The 19,919-nt window shown below is 59.8% G+C and carries 15 protein-coding genes; all 15 read right to left on the bottom strand.

What is annotated here, in order from left to right; translation table 11 throughout:
- Positions 1-100 precede the first annotated feature (100 nt).
- The 15 genes from CEW87_RS10490 to CEW87_RS10420 all read right to left on the bottom strand — a co-directional run bounded on the left by CEW87_RS10490 (position 101) and on the right by CEW87_RS10420 (position 19,910).
- On the bottom strand, positions 101-1,111 hold the full coding sequence (locus CEW87_RS10490) for a transglutaminase (protein WP_108972848.1): 1,011 nt from the start codon (positions 1,109-1,111) through the stop codon (positions 101-103).
- A gap of 194 nt (positions 1,112-1,305) precedes the next feature.
- Complete coding sequence (locus tag CEW87_RS10485; RefSeq protein ID WP_108972846.1) at positions 1,306-2,637, bottom strand: glycosyltransferase family 4 protein; 1,332 nt, start codon at positions 2,635-2,637, stop codon at positions 1,306-1,308.
- Positions 2,534-3,850: a nucleotide sugar dehydrogenase gene (locus CEW87_RS10480; RefSeq protein WP_108972844.1), complete on the bottom strand. Its 1,317-nt coding sequence runs from the start codon at positions 3,848-3,850 to the stop codon at positions 2,534-2,536. Before CEW87_RS10480 ends, CEW87_RS10485 begins: the two co-directional genes overlap by 104 nt.
- On the bottom strand, positions 3,847-5,058 hold the full coding sequence (locus tag CEW87_RS10475; protein ID WP_108972842.1) for a TIGR03087 family PEP-CTERM/XrtA system glycosyltransferase: 1,212 nt from the start codon (positions 5,056-5,058) through the stop codon (positions 3,847-3,849). Before CEW87_RS10475 ends, CEW87_RS10480 begins: the two co-directional genes overlap by 4 nt.
- Positions 5,055-6,983 (bottom strand): asparagine synthase (glutamine-hydrolyzing), encoded by a 1,929-nt coding sequence (asnB, locus tag CEW87_RS10470; RefSeq protein WP_108972840.1) that lies wholly within the window; start codon positions 6,981-6,983, stop codon positions 5,055-5,057. The genes CEW87_RS10475 and asnB overlap by 4 nt, the downstream gene beginning before the upstream one ends.
- A 3-nt stretch (positions 6,984-6,986) precedes the next feature.
- Entirely contained in the window at positions 6,987-8,204 is a 1,218-nt protein-coding gene (locus CEW87_RS10465; RefSeq protein ID WP_108972838.1) for a TIGR04063 family PEP-CTERM/XrtA system glycosyltransferase, read from the bottom strand.
- Positions 8,205-8,207: 3 nt separating this feature from the next.
- Positions 8,208-10,136 (bottom strand): XrtA/PEP-CTERM system amidotransferase, encoded by a 1,929-nt coding sequence (locus CEW87_RS10460; protein ID WP_108972836.1) that lies wholly within the window; start codon positions 10,134-10,136, stop codon positions 8,208-8,210.
- Positions 10,137-10,151: 15 nt separating this feature from the next.
- Positions 10,152-11,321 carry a TIGR03088 family PEP-CTERM/XrtA system glycosyltransferase gene (locus CEW87_RS10455; protein ID WP_108972834.1) on the bottom strand — a complete coding sequence of 390 codons (1,170 nt, stop codon included), beginning with the start codon at positions 11,319-11,321 and terminating at the stop codon, positions 10,152-10,154.
- Entirely contained in the window at positions 11,311-12,840 is a 1,530-nt protein-coding gene (xrtA, locus tag CEW87_RS10450; RefSeq protein ID WP_234421721.1) for an exosortase A, read from the bottom strand. Before xrtA ends, CEW87_RS10455 begins: the two co-directional genes overlap by 11 nt.
- 417 nt (positions 12,841-13,257) lie before the next feature.
- On the bottom strand, positions 13,258-14,307 hold the full coding sequence (locus CEW87_RS10445; RefSeq protein ID WP_108977119.1) for a FemAB family XrtA/PEP-CTERM system-associated protein: 1,050 nt from the start codon (positions 14,305-14,307) through the stop codon (positions 13,258-13,260).
- 19 nt (positions 14,308-14,326) lie between these two features.
- Entirely contained in the window at positions 14,327-15,190 is an 864-nt protein-coding gene (locus CEW87_RS10440) for an XrtA system polysaccharide deacetylase (protein WP_108972830.1), read from the bottom strand.
- A 12-nt stretch (positions 15,191-15,202) separates the two neighbouring features.
- The gene (gene wecB, locus CEW87_RS10435; protein WP_420094134.1) at positions 15,203-16,372 is read right to left on the bottom strand and encodes a non-hydrolyzing UDP-N-acetylglucosamine 2-epimerase; all 1,170 of its coding nucleotides are present in this window, start codon (positions 16,370-16,372) and stop codon (positions 15,203-15,205) included.
- Positions 16,365-17,441: an XrtA/PEP-CTERM system-associated ATPase gene (locus CEW87_RS10430; RefSeq protein ID WP_108972826.1), complete on the bottom strand. Its 1,077-nt coding sequence runs from the start codon at positions 17,439-17,441 to the stop codon at positions 16,365-16,367. Before CEW87_RS10430 ends, wecB begins: the two co-directional genes overlap by 8 nt.
- An 11-nt stretch (positions 17,442-17,452) precedes the next feature.
- Positions 17,453-19,006, bottom strand: coding sequence for a TIGR03016 family PEP-CTERM system-associated outer membrane protein (locus tag CEW87_RS10425; protein WP_234421720.1), 1,554 nt, complete (start codon positions 19,004-19,006; stop codon positions 17,453-17,455).
- Positions 18,969-19,910, bottom strand: coding sequence for an XrtA-associated tyrosine autokinase (locus CEW87_RS10420; RefSeq protein ID WP_108972822.1), 942 nt, complete (start codon positions 19,908-19,910; stop codon positions 18,969-18,971). The genes CEW87_RS10425 and CEW87_RS10420 overlap by 38 nt, the downstream gene beginning before the upstream one ends.
- Between the last annotated feature and the right edge of the window lie 9 nt (positions 19,911-19,919).

Raw genomic sequence — 19,919 nt, 5'->3', positions numbered from 1 at the left:
GGGCCGCCCGGGACAATCTTGGTGTGGAGGCATATTGAGTTGCCTGCTCCCTCCGCGCGAGAGTCGCGAACCGGGAAGTCGGAGCTGCGGAATGGCGAGCTCATGCAAAGGCTCGAGTAGCGCGACGCCGACTCCACATCCAGAGCAGCAGCAAGACGAAACTCACCGCGCCAGAGAAAAGTATCGCGATCAGTCGCAGGCGGAGTCGCTCCATCGCCTCCCGTTGCGGCTGGTTGTCCCGATAAGCGAGTATGCGGATCTGCGGATGTACCCCGGCAACCACCCCACCAAGCTGCTCCAGCGCGCGATGTGTGTTACCTAACACCCGGACCAATGTCGAGTCGTCGTATTCGAAGACGTTGTTGCCCCACCACATGTACCACTCGGGCAATCCTCGACGGTAGTACTCAAGCGCTTTGGGTTCAAACTTGAAGCCAGGGGGAGCATCCGGGTTGACGGCCACGAGCTTCAGGTCTGGCGTGTCGCGCTGCAGTGCCTCCCGGAGCATCAGTGCCGAGAGAGGTTCCCCTGCGGCATCAGTGACGTAAAAGTTGTTGAAGACGTCGATCATGATCCAGCGGGAACGCTGGCTGTCCCAGATCTCGTTGAAAATGTGTCCACGCCCACCGAAACCGTCGAACGAAAACGCCCAGGGACGGGAGAACAGACCGGCCGCATTGGCCAGACCGGTAAAGCTGTCTGCATAGTCACCACAATAGCCCTCGCTGCTAGCCATGATTCGGCGGTAGGTGTCGGCCAGATCGGACTGAATCGGACGCCCCCGAGGCCCCGCAGAAGCGAGCAAGTGCCTGCCGATGTTTAGCGCCGTAGCCCAGTCATCATTGCTTACCCGCAGCGCGTTGACGGACACGGCTTCGTCATACAGGGGAAGCGGTGGCGCGGTCTCAAGCGCAAAACCCTGCGGTATCGTGGCAGGCGTCCAGTCGTACACAGCGGACTCGGACTGCAGCAATAGGGCATTGCGCATGCGCACCAATTCAGCAGAGTCCTTGAAATGCGGGGCAAGCGAACCGGCGAGAATCACAGTTAGGAATGCGCTGGCCCAGAAGAGGTGCTTCCACACGCGCGTGTATTTCGATTTGAAGTCCATTTTCACCCTACCCGAGTTCATGTTCGGTATCTCGCCAGCCTCCGCAGCCGGTTTGGAAGGGGGCGGCAACGATCGCCAGGCACTGCAGCCGACATGCGAACCGGTTCTTGGTGATCGCTGGAACGGGCAATAGGTCAATGAAAGCACCTTTTCAAATCCCCGATCAGAACGATTCCCGGCATATCTTAAACCCCTTACGCGTTGGCGCTTAACGCCGCGGTGAACACTTCGAGCTGCCCCCGCGTCGTTGCCCCCCAATCGAACCTCTCTGCGTAGGCGCGAGTGCGCTGGCGATCAATGTGCGAGCACAACAGCCGGCGAACCCCATCTGCCAATGCAGCGGCACTGCGCTCGTCAACCAGAACGCCTGCCTCCGGCGCGCCTACGATTTCGGGTACTCCCCAGACACGCGTCGCCACTACCGGCGTGCCACAGGCCATTGCTTCAAGCAATACGTTGGGCCAGCCCTCACGGCTGGACGCCAGGATCAATAAATCGGCCGCCGTGTAGTACTTTCGGAGCTCGGACTGCCGGATTACCCCGACAAAGCGTACCCGCGATTCCAGCAGGTAGTGCCTTACGAGCCCTTTCAGGCGCTCCTCCTCAGGCCCGTCGCCAATAATGATCAGACTCACGTCGGGCAGGTATTGCAGGGCCTCGATCGCCAGATGGTGCCCTTTCAACTCTATAAGGTTGCCTACAGACACCGCTACAGTGCCACTCAACCCCAAGCTGTTCCGGACCGATTCGCGAGGCTCCTCATGGAACAACTCGGTATCAACTCCGTTCCGCAGAACGGCGGCCGCCCCACCAGAGAATCCGAGCTGCTTCATTTCGTCCGCCAGCGCCGCGCTGACGGCTGCGTTTCTCGCAGCTTGCCGCGACGCCCAGAGAATCATCTTGCGGGGCAGATACTGGCTTGGCCAGTACGTAATGTCACTGCCACGGGCGGTGATCACCAAGGGCTTTCCCAGCCACTGTGCCAGCAGAGCAGCCGCCACCCCGTCAGGATAATAGTAGTGCGCATCGATAACGTCGAAATCAAAGCCGGAAGCGATGATGTGTCGCATCAGTGGCAAAGCCACCAGAGCCATCGACAACGGCGTCAACCGTGCCGCTGGCCCCGGTAATGCAACAAAGCGGGGGTGGTAGACGTGCACACCCCCCGAATCCTCCTCCCGGGGGATGCGCGCATACCGAGCAAGACGTCCAAACTGGCGGGAGCGAAAAGGGAACCATGGCACGGGCGCCACGACCCGCGCTTCGACCTCGCCGCTCTCAAGGAGCTTCGTCAGACGGGTCCGAATGAATATTCCGTGCCGTGGCTGCTCCTGATTTGGGAAGAGCGACGTAAAGGTCAGGACGCGTTGCACAGCAAGTTCCCTCCGCACACTTCCGTCGAGGTCTGTCCTGGAGAACCGGCTACCAGCACAGTCCTTCGACCTTCGCCCGCAGCGCGTCCGAATCCGGCAACCTGACCAGATCAAGCACTTTCTGGTCCGCCCGCGCGTGGGTGACGAGCGCATCGAAAATGGCCGAGCTGGAGACGCCGACGATGAGCATTTCGGCGCCGCCGATGAGGGCGTCGAGTTCGGCGGTGAGCAGGTCGCCGATATGCGGCAACTGGGTTTCGATGAAGCGGCGGTTGGCCCCGAGCAGGCGCGACAGTTGCACGTCGGGATCATAGATGGCCAATTGCACGCCCTTGCCGATGAGCTGCTCGGCCAGCACCACCAGAGGGCTTTCGCGCAGATCGTCGGTACCGGTCTTGAACGACAAGCCGAGCATGCCGACCTTGCGGCAGCCAGATTCAAGCACTTTGGCAATGGCACGGTCGATGTGCTGGCGGTTGGACTGCAGGATGCCGTTGAGCATGGGCAGTTCGACGTCGTGCGTCTTGGCCAAATAGCTGGTTGCGCGCAGATCCTTGGGCAGGCAGGAACCGCCAAAGGCGAATCCCGGCTTGAGGTAGGCCGGCGAAATGTTGAGCTGGGTGTCCTGACAGACCAGATCCATGACCTCGAACGCATCGACGCCGAGGGCGTCGCACAGACGCGCGGTTTCGTTCGCAAACGTGATTTTGAGGGCGTGGAAGTTATTGCAGCAGTACTTCATCATCTCGGCTGCGCGAACTGAGGTTTGCAGGAACTTGCACGGCAGATGGCCGAAAAGTTCGCGCAGGCGCTCGGCCGGATAAGGATGATTTGCGCCCACAACGGTGAATGGCGGCTTGTCGTAGTCGCGAATCGACGAGCCTTCGCGCAGGAACTCGGGCTGGAAACACAGGTGGAAGCCCTCGCCATCGCGCTTGCCGGACTCGGCCTCGATGATGGGCTTGAGTACGTCTTCGACCGTGCCGGGCACCAGGGTGGAGCGAAACACCAGGACATGCGGAGCGGTCTTGTCGGCGATCGCAAGGCCAAGATCCTTTGCCAGACGAAGTACCGCGCCCTGGTCCTGACTGCCATTGGTGGCTGAGGGGGTGCCGACACAAATCAGCGAAATGTCGCTGTCGAGCACGGCCTGACGAACATCGGTCGTCACACTGACTCGGCCGCTTGCAGCTACGCTGAGCATGAGATCAACCATGCCTTCTTCGACAACCGGCGTGGTACCCGCCTTGATGAGCGCAAGCTTGGCGGCATCGATATCAACGCCAATGACCTGATGCCCATCACGTGCAAGACAGGCGAGCGACACTGCACCAACATAGCCCAAACCGAAAATACTGATCTTCATTGACTGGTTTCCTTGTTGCCGCGAAATTCGGTCAGGCAGCGCTCAATGATGCCGTCAAGGCGTTCCATCGAACGCGGCCATGCGTGGTGCGAAAGCATGCGCTCACGCCCCGCCCGGGACAGCCGCTCGCGCTCGGCAGGCTGCTCAACCAGGCGAAGAATGGCATCAGCGTACTGCATCGGCGTGTCGGCGACGAGGAAATGCTCCTCACCCTGGGCATCAACCCCGCCAGCTGCGATGCTGCTCGACACCACGGGCACGCCCATCGCCATTGCTTCAAGAATCTTGTTCTGGGTGCCGCGCGCGATATTGAGCGGCGCGACCATCGCTGCAGAGCGCAGGATGTAGGGACGCACGTCAGGCACGGATCCGGTCACGGTGACACCGGGCAACTCACCCAGCTTGATGACTGCGGGGATGGGGTCGGCGCCCACGATCAGCAGCTTCATTTCGGGCCGTTTGGCACGAAGCAGCGGCCAGATCTGTTCGCAGAAGCGGAACATGGCCTCCTGATTCGGGTAGTAGTCCATGCGCCCGATGAAGCTGATGGTGTCCGAGTCATAGCCCTCACCATCGGGCTTGAAGAAGTCGGCATCGACGCCGTTGGGGAACCAGTCGGACGACACCCCGGTGGAGTAGGACTCCAGCGTCTCCCACTCGGCACGCGTGGTGGCGGTGCAGAGGTTGAAGAGACGGGCCAGGCGCTTCTCCTCGCGCTCCATCTTGCTGCCTTCAAGCCAGTAACCGGCCTTGAGCGGAAAAGGCTTGTAATTGACGTACTCAAGCCATTTCTGCGAATCCATGTCGCCGAAATCCAGAATCTTGGGAATGTCACGAACGTGGCTGACGTACTGCGCCACAGACGAACAATGCACGAAAATCAGGTCGAATTGCTCGGATGCAAGCAGGGCATTGACCTTGGCCGCAAGGTCGGGCGAATAGAAATAGCCCATCGACGAGGGCTCCATCGTCGGCAAGCGCGCCACCATGCGCAGCATCTGGATCGGGTTCGACACCACCCCCATTTCGAACCGCTCACAGTGGGGTGCGATCCCCCTGCCCTCTTCAGCTTCAGCCTCGGAACGCGCCAGCGAGCACACCGTTACCTGATGATTCTGCGACAGATGCCGGATCATGTTGAAGGGGCGGATCTTTCCACCGCGCTTGGGCGGAAACGGAAAGCGGTGACAGACGTAGAGAATTTTCATGCGAGATGGCTTTTGAGCTCTGCCGTGACGTCATCAACCGAATGACCATCAAGGTAGAGACGACTCCAGATTTCCAGGTTCATCAGGGCAAGCAGCGCGTCGGTGCCATCGATACGGGCAGACTCATGATCGGCCATGAGGCGGGACACCACCGCAGGATCGAACAAGCCACGGTCTCTCACGACATCGGTTGCGAGCAGCCTGCGCAGCACTGGGGCAAGCTCACGCTTGAGCCAGGCTCCCATCGGCGTGCCGAAGCCCCGCTTCTTGCGGTCGAGAATGTCCGGCGGCAGCACATCGGAGAGCGCATCCTTCATCAGATGCTTGAGACGGCCGTTCTTTACCTTCAGGGACTCGGGGATGGCTGCTGCCAACTCAACCAGCTCGCGATCGAGCAGCGGCACGCGGCATTCGAGCGATACAGCCATGCTCATCTTGTCTGTAAGCATCAACAGATCGTCAGGCAACTGGGTTTCGGCGTCGACTGCAAACATCCGGTTGAGTGCATCCTCGTCACCTGCAGCAGCGAACGCAGCAGCGAGTGCATCGCTGGACCCGTTGCGACCGCCGGTCAGCGCCGACACAGTCTCGTGGTCGAGCACCTGCAGGTAGTGACGGTAACGCTCATCCGGCGAAAGCTCGGCCGAGGCGAGAAAGCCCCGGGCCAGACGCAGGGTATTCAGCACCTTCGAATGACGGTCACTGGGCATGAGCTCGGCTGCACGCGACATCAGCCTTCTCGACCAGCGCGGCAAGCGTTCCAGTTTGCGCACATAGTGACCACCAAGATAGCGTCGGTAGCCGCCGAACAGTTCGTCGCCGCCAACCCCCGAAAGAATCACCTTGACGTCCTGACGGGCAAACTCAGACACCAGAAAGGTGGTGATGAACGCGGAATCGGAGACCGGTTCATCCATGTGCCACAGCAGCTTTGGCAGCAGACCGACCACATCCGGCTTAACGACGATCTCGCGGTGCTCGGTACCAAAGAGCCTTGCCACCTGACGGGCATAGGGCAGCTCGTTGTAGAGCTGCTCAGCCTCACCGCCCTCGAAGCCAATCGCATAAGTTCGGATCGGGTGCGAGGAATGCTTGGCCATATAGGCAACCACCGCGCTGGAATCGACGCCGCCTGACAGAAACGCGCCGATTGGCACATCGCTGACCATCTGCCGATGTACCGCAGACTCCATTCCGCTTCGGATGCGATCCACCCACTCGGCCTCGGAGACGCTGCGATCGATCGTCGCGGGCAGGCGCCAGTAACGCCACTCGCGCACCTCACCGTTCTCCACCGCCAGCAAGGTGGCCGGCGGCAGCTTGCGGATGCCGCTGAACATCGAGTGCGGCGCAGGCACGTAACCCAGGTGCAGGTAATCGCCGAGCACATCGCGATTGAGTTCGGTACGCATGCCCGGCAACTGCAGCAGGGCCTTGGCCTCGGTAGCGAAACCCAGCACGGTCGCAGACTGATGAACGTAGAGCGGCTTTACGCCGAGATGGTCACGTCCGATCAGCAAACGCTTGCGACGGGCATCCCACAGCGCGAAGTTGAACATGCCATCGAGCCGATGAACGAAGTCGTCCCCCATCTCGTCATAGAGATGCAGCAACACTTCGCTATCCGACCCGGTCTTGAAGCGATAGCCGCGGTCCTGCAGTTCGGCACGGAGCTCGCGGAAATTGTAGATCTCGCCATTGCACACGACCCAAAGCGTGTCATCCGCATTGGAGATCGGTTGGTGCCCGCCGGCAAGATCGATGATGGACAGGCGTCGCATGGCAATGCCACAGCGCCCATTGCGGTCGATATGCTGTCCTTCGTCATCGGGGCCACGATGGCGGGTAACGTCCCCCATGGCCGTGAGTTGGGCAGGATCGACGCGCTCACCGTCAAAACGATAGAAACCGTGAATGCCGCACATGGCCTATTTCACCTCGGCAAGTACAGACTCGCGGCCACGCGTTGCCAACGCCTTGCGGTAAACCTCGCGATACCGCGCCACACTGTTGGCCCAGGTCCGCTCGCGTTCGACAAAGGCGCGCGCCTGGGCACGAACAGCGGGCCACACATCCCGATGATCGAGCAAGTGCGCAATCGACTCCGCCAACGCCTCGACGCTGCCGGCCTTGAACAGGAAGCCGGTTTCACCGTGCTTCACCAGCTCACGATGACCACCGACGTCTGAGGCGACAAACATCCGTCCCTGCGCCATCGCCTCCAGCGGCTTGAGCGGCGTTACCAGCTCCGTGAGCCGAATCGGCAGGCGTGGATACGCGAGAACGTCGATGAGCTCGTAGTATTTCTGCACGCGGTTATGCGGCACCCGTCCGGTGAAGATGACGCGATCGGCCACGCCTTCACGCGCTGCCTGCTCGCGCAGGGCCTGCTCCTGTACACCACCACCGACCAGCAGCAAGCGGATGTCCGGATATCGCTCAACCAGGCTGGCAAGTGCGGAAACCAGCAGATCAAGCCCTTCGTAGCCGTAAAACGAGCCCGCAAAACCGAGTACGGTTTTCCCTTCAAGCCCGAGTTCGGCGCGCAGAGATGGATCTGCTTCAGCGCCAAACTGGAAGGCGTCGGCATCGACGGCATTGGGGATGACAGTGATGGCTTCCGGCGCCAGCCCTCGGGCCATGATGTCGCCACGCAAGCCCTCGCAGATGGTGGTGACATGGCTGGCGCGGCGCAGCGCGAAACTCTCCAGCGCCCGCGAGACGCGATAGCGCAGGCTACCCTCCGTAGTCGTGCCATGGTCCACCGCTGCGTCTTCCCACGAAGCGCGCATTTCGTACACGACCGGCAATTGTCGCTGCCGCCCGACCCAAAGGCTGGGCAGGGCATTGAGCACCGGAGAATGGGCGTGAATGAGGTCCGGGCGAAGCGCGCCCACGAGTTCGTCGATACGCGCTGCGGTAAGTCGCATCTGGACCACGAGTCCGGCGCCTTCGGGCGCCGCTGTTCTGTAAAACCGCAGCCCGTCGGCCTCTTCCTCAGCAGCCGTGGTTTGCCCCTGCTTCGGCGTCGTGAGATGAAACGTCTCCCAGCCGAGCGCATGCTGTTCGCGCAGGATGGCGGCCGTGCGAAAGGTATATCCACTATGCAGTGGAAGCGAGTGATCGAGAATGTGAAGGATGCGCATGAATCAACCCACTGCTTCGGTCGCGAGTGAGCCGGAGGCGACAATGCCCGTATTCCGCAAGAAAGCTTCGAACATCAGGATCGTCCACAGCGATGCACTGTAGTCACGCGCGCCAGACTGATGTGCGTCAACAAGATGCTGCAGGTAGCTGCGATTGAAGATGCCGGTGGCGGCAAGCGTGTCACCAAGCACCGCATCCCGCACGCGCTGTTTCAGCGGGCCTCTGAACCACCGCGCCAGCGGTACCGAAAAACCCATCTTTGGTCGATAGAGCACATCATTGGGCAACAGCGGCTCCATCGCCTTCTTGAACACGTACTTACCCTCCTGCCCTTTGATCTTGAGACCGGAAGGCAATGACCCGAGCCACTCGACCAGCTTGTGATCCATCAAGGGTTCGCGCACTTCGAGTGAATGCGCCATGCTCGCGCGGTCGACCTTGGTATTGATATCACCTACAAGATACGTTTTGGTGTCGATGTACTGGATAAGTGCCAGCGGGTCGTCAGTTTGCGCGGCATCGGCGTGGCGACGAAAGACCTCTATCGCATTGTAACCACCCAGTTTTCGCTGAAAATCCGTCGAAAACAGGCTCGCGCGCATCTCATCCCGCAGGATCGAGACGGAATGGAAGTATGCCTGCACCGAGTCACGCGCCAGCGCCTGAAAGGTCGTCTTGGCACGAAACACCCTCGGAGCCCAATCAGCCTTGGGATACATCCGCCCCAGCAGTCCGAACACCGGTTTGCGCACGCCGTGAGGCATCGCCGCGCGCATTTTTTCTTCCATCATGTGCATGCGGTAGCGGCGATAACCGCCCATGCTCTCGTCGCCGCCGTCACCGGAAAGCGCCACCGTAACGTGCTTACGTGCAAGCTGACATACCCGGTAAGTCGGGATGGCCGAGCTGTCGGCATAGGGCTCATCATAGAGCGCTGCCAAGGTATCTATCAGATCGAAATCGTCCGACTTCACAGTTTCAACGTGGTGATTGGTGTGATATCGGTCCGCGACCATTTTTGCGAAGGCGGACTCGTTGAATGCCGGATCGTCGAAGGCAATCGAACAGGTATTGACGGGCTCGTTCGACAACCCGGCCATGGTTGCGACAACCGCGCTGGAGTCGACGCCACCCGAGAGAAAGGCGCCAAGCGGTACCTCGGAAATCATGCGCAGCCGCACGGACTCACGCAGGCGCTCGGTGAGTTCGAGACTGGCTTCCTCAAGGGATAAAGGATTGTCGAGCGAGAAACGGACATCCCAGTAAACCTTGGGCGCAGGAACGGGCTGACCACGCCGGATGCACAGGCTTTCAGCCGGTTGCAGCTTGCGGGCACCCTTGAAGATCGTGCGCGGCTCGGCCACATATCCGAGCGCAAAATATTCCTCGACGGCATGCGGGTCGATGCTGCGGTCGAGCCCCGGATGCTGCATCAGCACTTTGAGCTCTGAGCCAAACACCAAAGTGCCATCATCCAGAATCGCGTAGTGGAGCGGCTTTACCCCAAGGCGATCGCGCGCCATGAAGAAGCACTGATGGTTGCGGTCCCACAGCCCGAAGGCAAACATGCCACGAAAGCGCTGCACGCAGTCCTCGCCCCACGCCTCCCAGGCATGAACGATGACTTCAGTATCGCTGCGGGTGTGAAACACATGCCCGAGCGACTCCAACTCAGGCACCAGCTCCTGGTAGTTGTAGATCTCGCCGTTAAACACGACCGCGACCGAGCCATCTTCATTGAAGAGTGGCTGCTGACCAGATGCCAGATCGATGATCGACAGACGACGGTGGCCGAGCGCAACACCAGGCTCGAGATAGAGGTCTCCCTCGTCAGGGCCTCGGTGATACTGAATGTCGTTCATCTGCTGCATGAGCGTACGATCAAAATCACGTTTGCCGCGGATGTCAAAGAGGCCAGCTATTCCGCACATCGTTAAATTCCTTTTTCAGACAGCCGCGCGACGCGCACAAGCTGCCTCAAGCTGAGACTGATAGAGCGATGCATACCGCTCCACCATGCCGTCAAGACTGAACTCAGATTCAACGCGCAGACGTCCTGCCAGACCATGCTCACGCCGCAGTGCGCCGTCCGCCGCGTACTGTGCAATGGCCTCGGACATCGCTGCAGGATCTCCCGCAGGCACCAGCGCCCCAGTCTCACCCGGCAGCACCAGTTCGGCATTGCCCCCCACATTGGTTGCAATCACCGCCAGACCGGTGGCCATGGCTTCAAGTATGGTATTGGAGATTCCTTCGGCACGCGAAGGTAGCACAAACAGATCAAGCCCCCTCATGACATCTGGCACATCGCCTCGCGTCCCTGCCAGCCAGACCTGACTCCCCACGCCTGCTCGCACGATCTCTTCCTCGACCTCTCTTCGCAGCGGTCCGTCCCCGGCAATGCATAAGCGCAATTTGTCGCTCGCCGCACCAGCTAACGAGCGACTTAGCGCAAAGGCGCGCACAAGGGTGACCTGATCCTTCACCGCCTGCAAGCGACCAACAGTACCTACAACGGTGAGATCCGAGGCATTGAAAGGGGAGCCCTCAAGCAACTCCCTGCCCTCCGTCGCTGCGTGAAAGCGTGTGGTGTCCACACCATTGCAGATCCGGGTCAGCCGGGACTCAGGCACGTGCACATGCTCAACAAGATAATCCGCAAGATGAGCCGAGAGCGCGACATAGTGACTGACGAATGGCCGGTACAGACGGCGCATCAAACGGTAACGCACCCGGGTCCCACCTGGGTCCGACACGTCCCAGCCGTGCTCTCCGTGTATCCGGACAGGAACACCTGCCGCACGCGCAGGCACGACAGCCTCAAGCGCCGCAAGATTCCGCGAGTGCACGATCGACGGCCGGTACTGCTTGAACAGACTGTAGAGCTTTGGATAGAGCTTGACCCCATGTCCCGGCGCCTTCTCCAGCGAGATGAACTCGACATCATCTCGCTGGACCCTGCTGCAGAAGCCAGGCGAACAATGTGAAAGCGCAACGACCATGTGACGAAAAAGCGCAGGATCCATGCGGTTGATCAGGTTGACGATGCCGTTCTCCAGTCCGCCCACATCGAAGCTGAACACCAGATGCATTACCAAGGGACGTTCATCGACCATCAGCGACCTTTGTCTCCACATTGGCAAACACGCGCTTAAGTGACTCACCATACGTGCTGACGAATGCCCTCAGCCGGCGAACGCCCTCCTCCTCGTCAGAGGCGGGCGTGGCAAGTACAAAAACCATGGTGGCATCCGGCCGCCCGAGCAGGCGATCCCCTGCAAGTCGGAGCTTGAGCTCCCAGTCACGCGTGACCACTTTGTCATTCACGATATACCAGTGAGCAACCAATACGCGCTCTCCCTCACCGATGATCTGTGCATTGTTCAGCACCCCGAAAGGTGTAATCAAGCCACGCATGGAGATCACATTCAGTCGATTGTTGCCGGGTGAAACAAGCCCGTTCCCCCAGGCAACCATCTCTGCGCCTTCACGCTGGTCGGCAAACAACGCCGAGTACAGCATTACCATGCCTCCCTCAGCGTCACGATAGGCGGACTCTTTCTGAGCGCGGAAACCACTGTAGTGTGGGCGGTATGCCAAAGTGGAAAGGTCACCCTCGACCCATCCATCAAGCGGCGCCGGCAACGCGTAGGAAACTTCGATTTGATCGCTGGGGGCATCGACCCGGGCACCGACAAGCGAGGTGATGGCAATCACTGCGGCGACCGGCAACAACCTCAGCCAGTAAGCCGGCATCTTTGGTGAGGCTGCGCCCTCCCCTCTCTTCGTAAGGCTCTCAGGGTCACTCCAGCGCTGCCCTATCCAGAACATCATCATAATTACAACGCCAAAGAACACCCACCCATAGATCAGATGATCAACGCCCGCAGCAAGCTCGTTGTTGGAGAGATAGCCCAGCATGACAATCATGTAGGCGCGAATCCAGTTCGCAACAATAGGCACCAGTATTGCCACCAGCATGAATAACAGCCGCTTGCGCAGCTTGGTGTAATTCAGATAAGCGTAGAGAGAGCCGACCATGAGAGAAGCGATCAGGTAACGGATGCCGCTGCACGCCTCAACCACCGACCATCGGCCGTTCGGCACAACAAAGTGCAAGCCTTCCTGATACACCGGAACACCACTCAGCCGAAGCGCCCACACGGTAAATTCGGCGGTAAAGTCCATGAGTGTCGGCAAAAGGAAATCCCCGATGGGAATGCCGAACAACAGAAAAGCGAGCGGAAACAGGAGCACACGTGACAACTGCCATCCCAGCGCGGCGACCATTCCGATGACAAGCATAAGAACGAAGCCGGCATGAGCGGCGGCGGCCACCGACACCAACTTCCCAAGCAGCCACAAGAAGCCGGCAAGCGCAGCTGGTGCAGCGAGCAATGGTATTGCCTGAGGAGTGAGGCTACCAACTCTGTCGCGCTTGCCCCACACCAGCCAGACAAACACGGGGAGCACGATCAGGCCGTGGGCATAGGTCTCGGAACGCCACCAGATCGAAGCAATTTCGACCGCTGTCGGAAAATACCAAGCCACACACCAAGTAAAGACCACTGCCAAGGTCAACGCAACGCGGACAAAAGCGGCGCGATCCTTCATGAAGGAGGTGGCAATATTCACGTTTTTACCATTTTCCACAGCTGCTCGCGCCATAAATATGCCGGAAAATAAAGGATCGGATCAGGGGCAGGGGCGAAATGCCGGCATTGTGTGCCAAGCTCCTGGATCAGAAGAAACCCAAAGCGGGCATCTGCAGAGGAACACATCGTAAGCATCGCAAAACATAACGACGCGCTCCAACACGGACGCTCGAATATATCCGAATCAGATGCATCCTGACCGTGGGCAATCTCACAGCATGGCCGCAATTCAAGGATTCGCCAAACACACCCTTCGGTCTTGATTTTGGCAGCTCAAGCCTCCGCCGCCAGAAAGATCCGCTTTACGATAAAACGCACCGGCGCAGCGTGCACGCTCTCGGCATCCGGACAACGGCTTCGCGACATACATTGCTACGATTTAATCTAACATCCAAAGTCATCCCAGATTGCGCACAATATGCGGCCCGATCGCATTCGCTACGCCAACCGGCAGACGCTTCCACATGGCGATGAAAAGCCGATACTTTGGATTCATCGGGTTGTTCTGCGGCACGCTGTCGCGCTTGTACAACTGGTATTCGTAAGATAGGGGCTGCGGCTCGAAACCCCAGTTTTTCTTGAAGCTGTAGGGGCCTGTACCCACCTTGCTGCGGCCATAGTCGAAAACCTTGTACCCACGCTCACAGGCCCGCCGCATGAGCTCCCAGTATTTGAAATCATTGGCGGCGACGTCGCGCGCGGCAAGGGCGTCTCCCGCGTAGTAGGGCAAGACCTCATCGCGGAAGTAGAAGCTGAGCACGCTCGACAGCACCTTGCCGGACCCGTCGGTGACGGTCAGGACTTCGCAATCGTCACCGAAAGTGTTCTTCAGGCACTGAAAGAAGCGCCTGGGCAGTGCCGGCGTACCGTGCCTTAGCACGTTGTCAGCATAGACAGCAAAAAAGCGCTCAACGTCCGTGTCTACATGACTGACCAGACCGTTCTTGATGCCCTTGCGCACCATCGCCCGCTGTTTGCGCGGGATCGCGAGCATGTTGTCCTCGACCTCGGGCAGGATGGCCTTGCGGAAGGTGACGTACAACTCCTGGTGCGGCCAGTCGGGGTGCCTCGGGTTCAGGTTACGGTATTCAAGATGTTGCACGCCAAGCTTGCGGGCCAGCGCATCTGCCTCGGCTTCGAGTGCGGCAAGCGCCTCGGCCTCCGAATCCGCGCTGGCAGCCACGCCACCATAGACGCAAAATGGGAGCGAGGTGAGTGCATGGCCGAAGAGCCTGCTCTTGACCTCTGCGAGCGGCAACACGCCCACGATTTCCCCAGCGCGCTCCGCGTAAAGGAAAAAACTGCGGTGCCTGAAGATCTGCTCGGTAATCTGCTGCCACGCCGACAGATGAAAGAACGTCGCCTGCGGGCAGGCCCGCACGAAGGCGTCCCAGCGCGGCGCATCTTCCGGTGCAAGCGTTTTGACGGTGATGGCTAGCCTGTCCACAATGATCACTCCCGATGACTCAGGCGGCATTGCGGAAAACCTCGTCCGCCCGTCCCCAGTTGAAGTCGCCCAGCAGTCGCTTGAGACGGTTTTCGGTTCGCGAAAGGTTTACGTAGTGTCGGAACCTCGTTTTTGCTGATGCTTCGGCCACCCGCGGCTGCTCTGGATCAACTTCCCATGGATGAAAATAGAAAATCGCAGGGCGCTTGTCATCACGATTTACGCGCGCAATCTGCCAGCGCGATACCGCGTAGGGCAAAAGACGGAAATAACCGCCGCCGCCGGCGGGCCAGTTGCGACCCAGTAAGCGCATCGTCGTAACCGGAACTTCCATCAGGCCTGACGCAAGCAGATACGGGAAGCGCGGTGCATCCGGGATCCCGTAGTGATCGTGCTTGACCGGGTACACACTGGAGCTATAGACGTAGCCGGCCTCCGCGATCGTGTCATGCGCCCAGAGATTCTGCATGCCAATCGAGAAACTGGGCGCGCGATAACCGGTAACCTTTTTTCCGGCAATGTCTTCCAGCACGGCCTTGGCAAGCGCGATATCCGCAAGAAAGGCCTTTGGCGTCATTGCACTGGCGCGCTCATGGCTGTAACCATGGCTTGCAACCTCATGCCCCCCCTCGGCAATACGCCGCACCAACTGGGGGTAGCGCTCTGCGACCCAACCCAGGGTAAAGAAGGTGGCCTTCGCACCACGCTGATCGAGCAGATCAAGAATCAGGTCGACGTTCCGCTCTACACGACAGGGCACCGCGTCCCAGTTTTTGCGCGGGAAATGCGGCGCCAGCGCCGAAACCTGAAAGTAGTCCTCAACGTCGATGGTCAGCGCATTGACAATGGCCTTTTCCGAAGCGGTGCGTGAATTCTCGCTCATACGCCCCCTTGCTCAGACCGCGGCGGGCTGAGCCGCCTCGTGCTGTTCCAGCCAGGACGACAGATGACTCGCGATTCGCTCGGCCGTATTCCCGTCCCAATGCTCCGGTACCCGGCCAGCCTTCCCGCCGCCCTTCAGAATGGCCTCAGCCGCCATGATGAGGGCTTGCGGATCAATCCCGACCAGTGTGTTCGTGCCCTGCTCGACAGTGATCGGGCGCTCAGTGTTCTCACGAATCGTCAGGCACGGGACGCCCAGCGCCGTGGTCTCTTCCTGAATGCCGCCGGAGTCGGTCAGCACCATGCGCGCACCGGACATCAAGCCGAGCATTTCGAGATAGCCCTGCGGCGGCAGGATAAGAAAACCCGGCGTATCAAGCAGGCCAAGCATGCCGAAACGCTCAAGGTTGGTGCGTGTGCGCGGATGCAATGCGAACACCAGCGGCAGTTGTTCACTGATCTTGCGCAGCGCGCCGATAATCGGGCCAAGCGTATCGGCCTGGTCGACGTTGGACGGGCGATGGAGCGTCACCACACCATAGCCATTTTCGATGCGTGCCGGATCAAGCCCCGCAGCAGCGAGCAGATCGGCAGCAGGAATCGCCTTGGGCAGGCTGGCACGCAGGCTGTCGATCATGACATTACCGACAAACACCGCCCGCTCTTCCGGGATGCCTTCACGCGCAAGGTTGGCATGCGCACTGCGCTCGGTGGTGTACAGCAGGTCCGAGATCTGGTCGGTGAGAATACGGTTGATTTCTTCCGGCATGCGCCGGTCGTTGCTGCGCAGACCCGACTCAACGTGAATCACCGGAATGTGGCGCTTCGCTGCAACCAGCGCACAGGCAAGAGTGGAGTTGACGTCGCCCACCACAAGCACGGCACGCGCACCGTACTGGTCGATGATTGGCTCGAACCGCTTCATGACCTCGGCAGTTTGAACTGCATGGGTACCTGAACCCACTGCCAGATTGACATCCGGGTCGGGCAGTTCAAGGTCGGTGAACAAACGGTCCTTCATCGCGGGATCGTAATGCTGGCCGGTGTGCACCAGCAGGGTACGAAGGACGGGTGAACCCGCCGCAAAGGCGCGAATGATCGGCGCCACCTTCATGTAGTTCGGACGGGCCCCCACCACGCAGATCACCGGTGCATCCGCCCCTGCAGACATTTGACTACTCATGTTCCTTGCCTCCTGCAGGCGGATCGCGACGGACCGCATGCAGTAATTGATTGAGAACGCCGAGCGTTGCAGCAACAGACTGCTCCAGGCCGACAAGCCTCGCCTCGAGGCGCTGAATATCGGCGTTGCTACTGAGGCTCGCGGCATGCGCGAGCAATTCGTCGCTCACCTGCAGACGATCCACTGCCAGTGTCGCCACCCCAGCCTCTCCAGCGCCACTTGGCCCCGCAGGAAGTGCAGCGGACCGTTGCGGAGTCGCAAACTCCAGTTTTAACTCTTCGATGACCTCACGGACGTCTTCCTCGCCGATACTGTGTCGCTCGGCCAGAAATGCGCCCAGCAACAGGCGGTCGCACAAGGTATTGATGCGCCTTGGAATGCCGCCCGTGTAGCCGTAAATGACATTGAAGGCATCGGCCTCGAAGATCGGGTCGTCCGTCCAGCCAACATGACGTAGCCGGTGCTCGATATACGAACGGGTTTCTTCCGAGTCGAGAGGACCAAGGTGGTACGACGCGATCACGCGCTGGCGCAACTGCTGCATCTCGGCGCTTTGCATGATGTCGCGAAACTCCGGCTGCCCGACCAGGAAGCTCTGCAGGAGTGCATGGTCCTCCAGCTGGAAATTGGACAGCATGCGCAGCTCTTCCACCGCCGACGGCGTGAGGTTCTGCGCCTCGTCGACGATCAGCAGTGCGCGCTTGCCCGCAGCGGTGGTCTGCACCAGAAAGGTCTCTAGCGCGAGCAGCAGGCCGGCCTTGTCTAGCGTGCGATTCGGAAGACCAAACGCAGTGGCGACCATGCGCAGAATTTCGCTGGCATCAATCTGGGTACTGACCAGATTGGCGGCTACGACCTTCTCTGGATCAAGATGCTCGAGCAGACTGCGCACGATCGTGGTCTTGCCTGCGCCGATCTCGCCGGTGATCACGATAAAGCCTTCGCTCTGGTGCATCCCGTACTCGAGATACGCCATCGCGCGGCGGTGCCCGCGACTGCCGAAAAAGAAGGCCGGATCGGGATTGAGCTGGAAGGGCTTGTTGCGAAATTTGAAGTAGGACTCGTACATCAGTGGGCCGATCAGAAGGTCATGCCGAGGTTGGCCGTCAGCGCATTCTCGGTGAAATCGCTCGACGCAGAACTGCCATCCGAACGCTGGTAGCGGTATGTCAGCCCGGCATTGGTCTGGGGCCCCAGTTTGGTGGTCAGCCCGACGGTCGCCGTCAAGCGCTTAGTATCAAGCCCGGTACCTGACGCACCTTGAGAGCGCGAGTGCGTTACTGCAGTATTGAGTGACGAGATACCAGAGAGCTTGTGATTGAAGGACACCGTAAGCGACGTCGTCTTGACGGTATCGGACAGGGCAAAGTCGTCCTGGGCGGACAAACCCGTAATCGAGCTCAGACGTGAACGGTCGGACTGCTGGGCCGAAACCGTAAGCGTGTTTCGAACCCCCACCAACGAAAAGGCTGCGCGCCAGGTTTTCGATACGAAGTGAGCGTTCGAGACGATGTCGCCGGTGCCGCCGGTCGCAGGGTAACCCAGCAGAATGCGCACGAAAGCCTCGCGCTGCACATCGTCGGGAATCGCCGCCACCAGCGTCGCGTCATTGAAAAACGCAAGGAATTGAGGGTCCTGATAGATGCCGCCACCCAGCGTCTGCAGCGAAGACGAAATATCCTTCACATAGCTCAGGTCCCAGGTCGAACGCTGTGCGCGATGCTTCAGGCTGAAATTGTAGCCTCGCCCGAAAACACGCTCTTCGGTCGTTCCGGAGATAGCCGTGCGCTCGGTCGGGTTCCAATCGAAGCCGGCACCATAAATGCTGCCTTTCTCATCCTCGGTGCTGGCGTAATCGTTCTTCTCGTATCCACCAATGGCGCGCAGGCGCAACTGTGGTGTCACATTGATGTAAAGCGTCGCGCGACCAATATCCTCGGTCACATCGCGACTGGTCGACGCGTCATACTCGGACTCACTGCGGCTGTAACTCAACCCCCAGCCGAACAGCCTGACTGCCGCGGGGTCACTCGCCTGCGCGGTGAGCTGATTTAACCGCTGCCCACCGACGGTCGTCCCACCGGAATCCAGCCAACTCGCCTTGTACCCTACGGAGCCTGTTGCCGTATCGCCAAGCCGAAACTCCAGTCTGGGGCCGATCGACCAGGTTCGCGTCTCGTTGCTGCTGTCGACGCTCAAGTCGTCAGTGCTGCTGCGTCCTGAAAACGCTGAAAGATTATTACGGCTGATATTGGCATTCAGGTCGACGAAAAACAGATTCTCGACGGCCTCAATCTGCCCACTGCCTTGCAAGGCAAGGTAGGAGGTGTTTCGACTGCTGTCATTCGCATAGCCCACATTCCGCAACTGCGCGCTGAGAAGGCCATTGAACCGGCCACTCTTGCGCGAAACGGTAATGCCGGGAGAGATCTCTGCGATCCAGTCGGACTCCTTGTCACTGGAAGCGCCGACGTTGTCGGTCCAGGTCAGGCGACTCTGCACAGACGGCGTCAACGTAACCGTCTGTGAAAACGCACTCGATGCACCAATTGCACCCAGCGCAAGCACCAGCAAGCGCACAGCACCTGCCGGTCGATCAGGCCGCTTCAGAACGGGGTTCTGCACCATAGCCATACCCATATCCATAGTAGGAACCCGCGGCATTCTCACGGGACTTGTTCAGCACCATCAATTTGACCGGACAGTTCTCGATCGTCGCCAGCGCCTGCTTGACCGTGGCGTGCGTGGTGCGCCCGGCTTCGACCACGATTACGACCTGCCCCATATGCGTTGCCAGCACACGGGCCTCGGTGGTGACCAGCAAGGGCGGCGAATCAAACACGATAATCCGGTCTGCATAGCGATTCGCAATCTGCTCCAGCAGACGGTTCATGGACTCTGACGCCAGCATCTCGGTCGCCCGGGGGTGAGGCATGCCGGCAGGCAGAATCGAGAGCTTTTCGATGTTGGTGCGAAGCAGGACATCGCCAAGGTCGGAAACCTCGCCCGACAGGACGTCCATCAAACCTCTTTCCGGCGGCAGACCAAGGCGGTTAAGCACCGAGGGGCGGGACACGTCGGCATCCACCAGCAATACGGTGTAGTCGAGTTCCATCGCCATGGATATCGCAAGGTTGATGGCGGTGAATGACTTTCCCTCCCCCGGCATCGCACTTGTCACCATGATCAGACTGCCATTCTCGATCTCAGCGGGCCCGCTGACCGTAGCGTTGCGCAGAAGAGGCCGCTTGATGAGACGAAACTCCTCGGCGATCGCTGCGCGCGGCACATCCGGGGTCACCATCCCCATTGCCCCAAGTCGCTGGAGATCAATCCGAACGTCACGGGACACGCTCGGGTTCGGCGTCGGCACAGGATCCGCAAGGGGAACCGACGACGATGTCCGACCAGCATCGGCCACCGGATCATGCGCCACCTCGGTCACGACTCGTTCTGCCGTCGGGGCGACCTGTTCCTCCACCCCGCTGGCCTGCTTGAGTGCATCGAGACGCTGTACTGCTTTTTCGATAAGGCTCATCAGTTCTTC

Origin of the sequence: Parazoarcus communis (genome assembly GCF_003111665.1) — a bacterium.
Taxonomy (GTDB): domain Bacteria; phylum Pseudomonadota; class Gammaproteobacteria; order Burkholderiales; family Rhodocyclaceae; genus Parazoarcus; species Parazoarcus communis_B.
Note: the sequence above shows the minus strand (reverse complement) of the source record. Positions and strands in the feature narration are given on the sequence as shown.

Bases quoted from the DNA above. Each gene is read 5' to 3' on its own strand.
- CEW87_RS10465 (WP_108972838.1), bottom strand. From the start codon at position 8,204: ATGCGCATCCTTCACATTCTCGATCACTCGCTTCCACTGCATAGTGGA.
- CEW87_RS10480 (WP_108972844.1), bottom strand. From the start codon at position 3,850: ATGAAGATCAGTATTTTCGGTTTGGGCTATGTTGGTGCAGTGTCGCTC.
- CEW87_RS10485 (WP_108972846.1), bottom strand. From the start codon at position 2,637: ATGCGCTCGTCACCCACGCGCGGGCGGACCAGAAAGTGCTTGATCTGG.
- asnB (WP_108972840.1), bottom strand. From the start codon at position 6,983: ATGTGCGGCATTCACGGTTTCTATCGTTTTGACGGTGAGCGCGTCGAT.
- CEW87_RS10460 (WP_108972836.1), bottom strand. From the start codon at position 10,136: ATGTGCGGAATAGCTGGCCTCTTTGACATCCGCGGCAAACGTGATTTT.
- CEW87_RS10420 (WP_108972822.1), bottom strand. From the start codon at position 19,910: ATGAGCCTTATCGAAAAAGCAGTACAGCGTCTCGATGCACTCAAGCAG.
- CEW87_RS10430 (WP_108972826.1), bottom strand. From the start codon at position 17,441: ATGTACGAGTCCTACTTCAAATTTCGCAACAAGCCCTTCCAGCTCAAT.
- CEW87_RS10475 (WP_108972842.1), bottom strand. From the start codon at position 5,058: ATGAAAATTCTCTACGTCTGTCACCGCTTTCCGTTTCCGCCCAAGCGC.
- CEW87_RS10490 (WP_108972848.1), bottom strand. From the start codon at position 1,111: ATGGACTTCAAATCGAAATACACGCGCGTGTGGAAGCACCTCTTCTGG.
- CEW87_RS10440 (WP_108972830.1), bottom strand. From the start codon at position 15,190: ATGAGCGAGAATTCACGCACCGCTTCGGAAAAGGCCATTGTCAATGCG.
- CEW87_RS10425 (WP_234421720.1), bottom strand. From the start codon at position 19,006: ATGGCTATGGTGCAGAACCCCGTTCTGAAGCGGCCTGATCGACCGGCA.
- wecB (WP_420094134.1), bottom strand. From the start codon at position 16,372: ATGAGTAGTCAAATGTCTGCAGGGGCGGATGCACCGGTGATCTGCGTG.
- CEW87_RS10455 (WP_108972834.1), bottom strand. From the start codon at position 11,321: ATGGTCGATGAACGTCCCTTGGTAATGCATCTGGTGTTCAGCTTCGAT.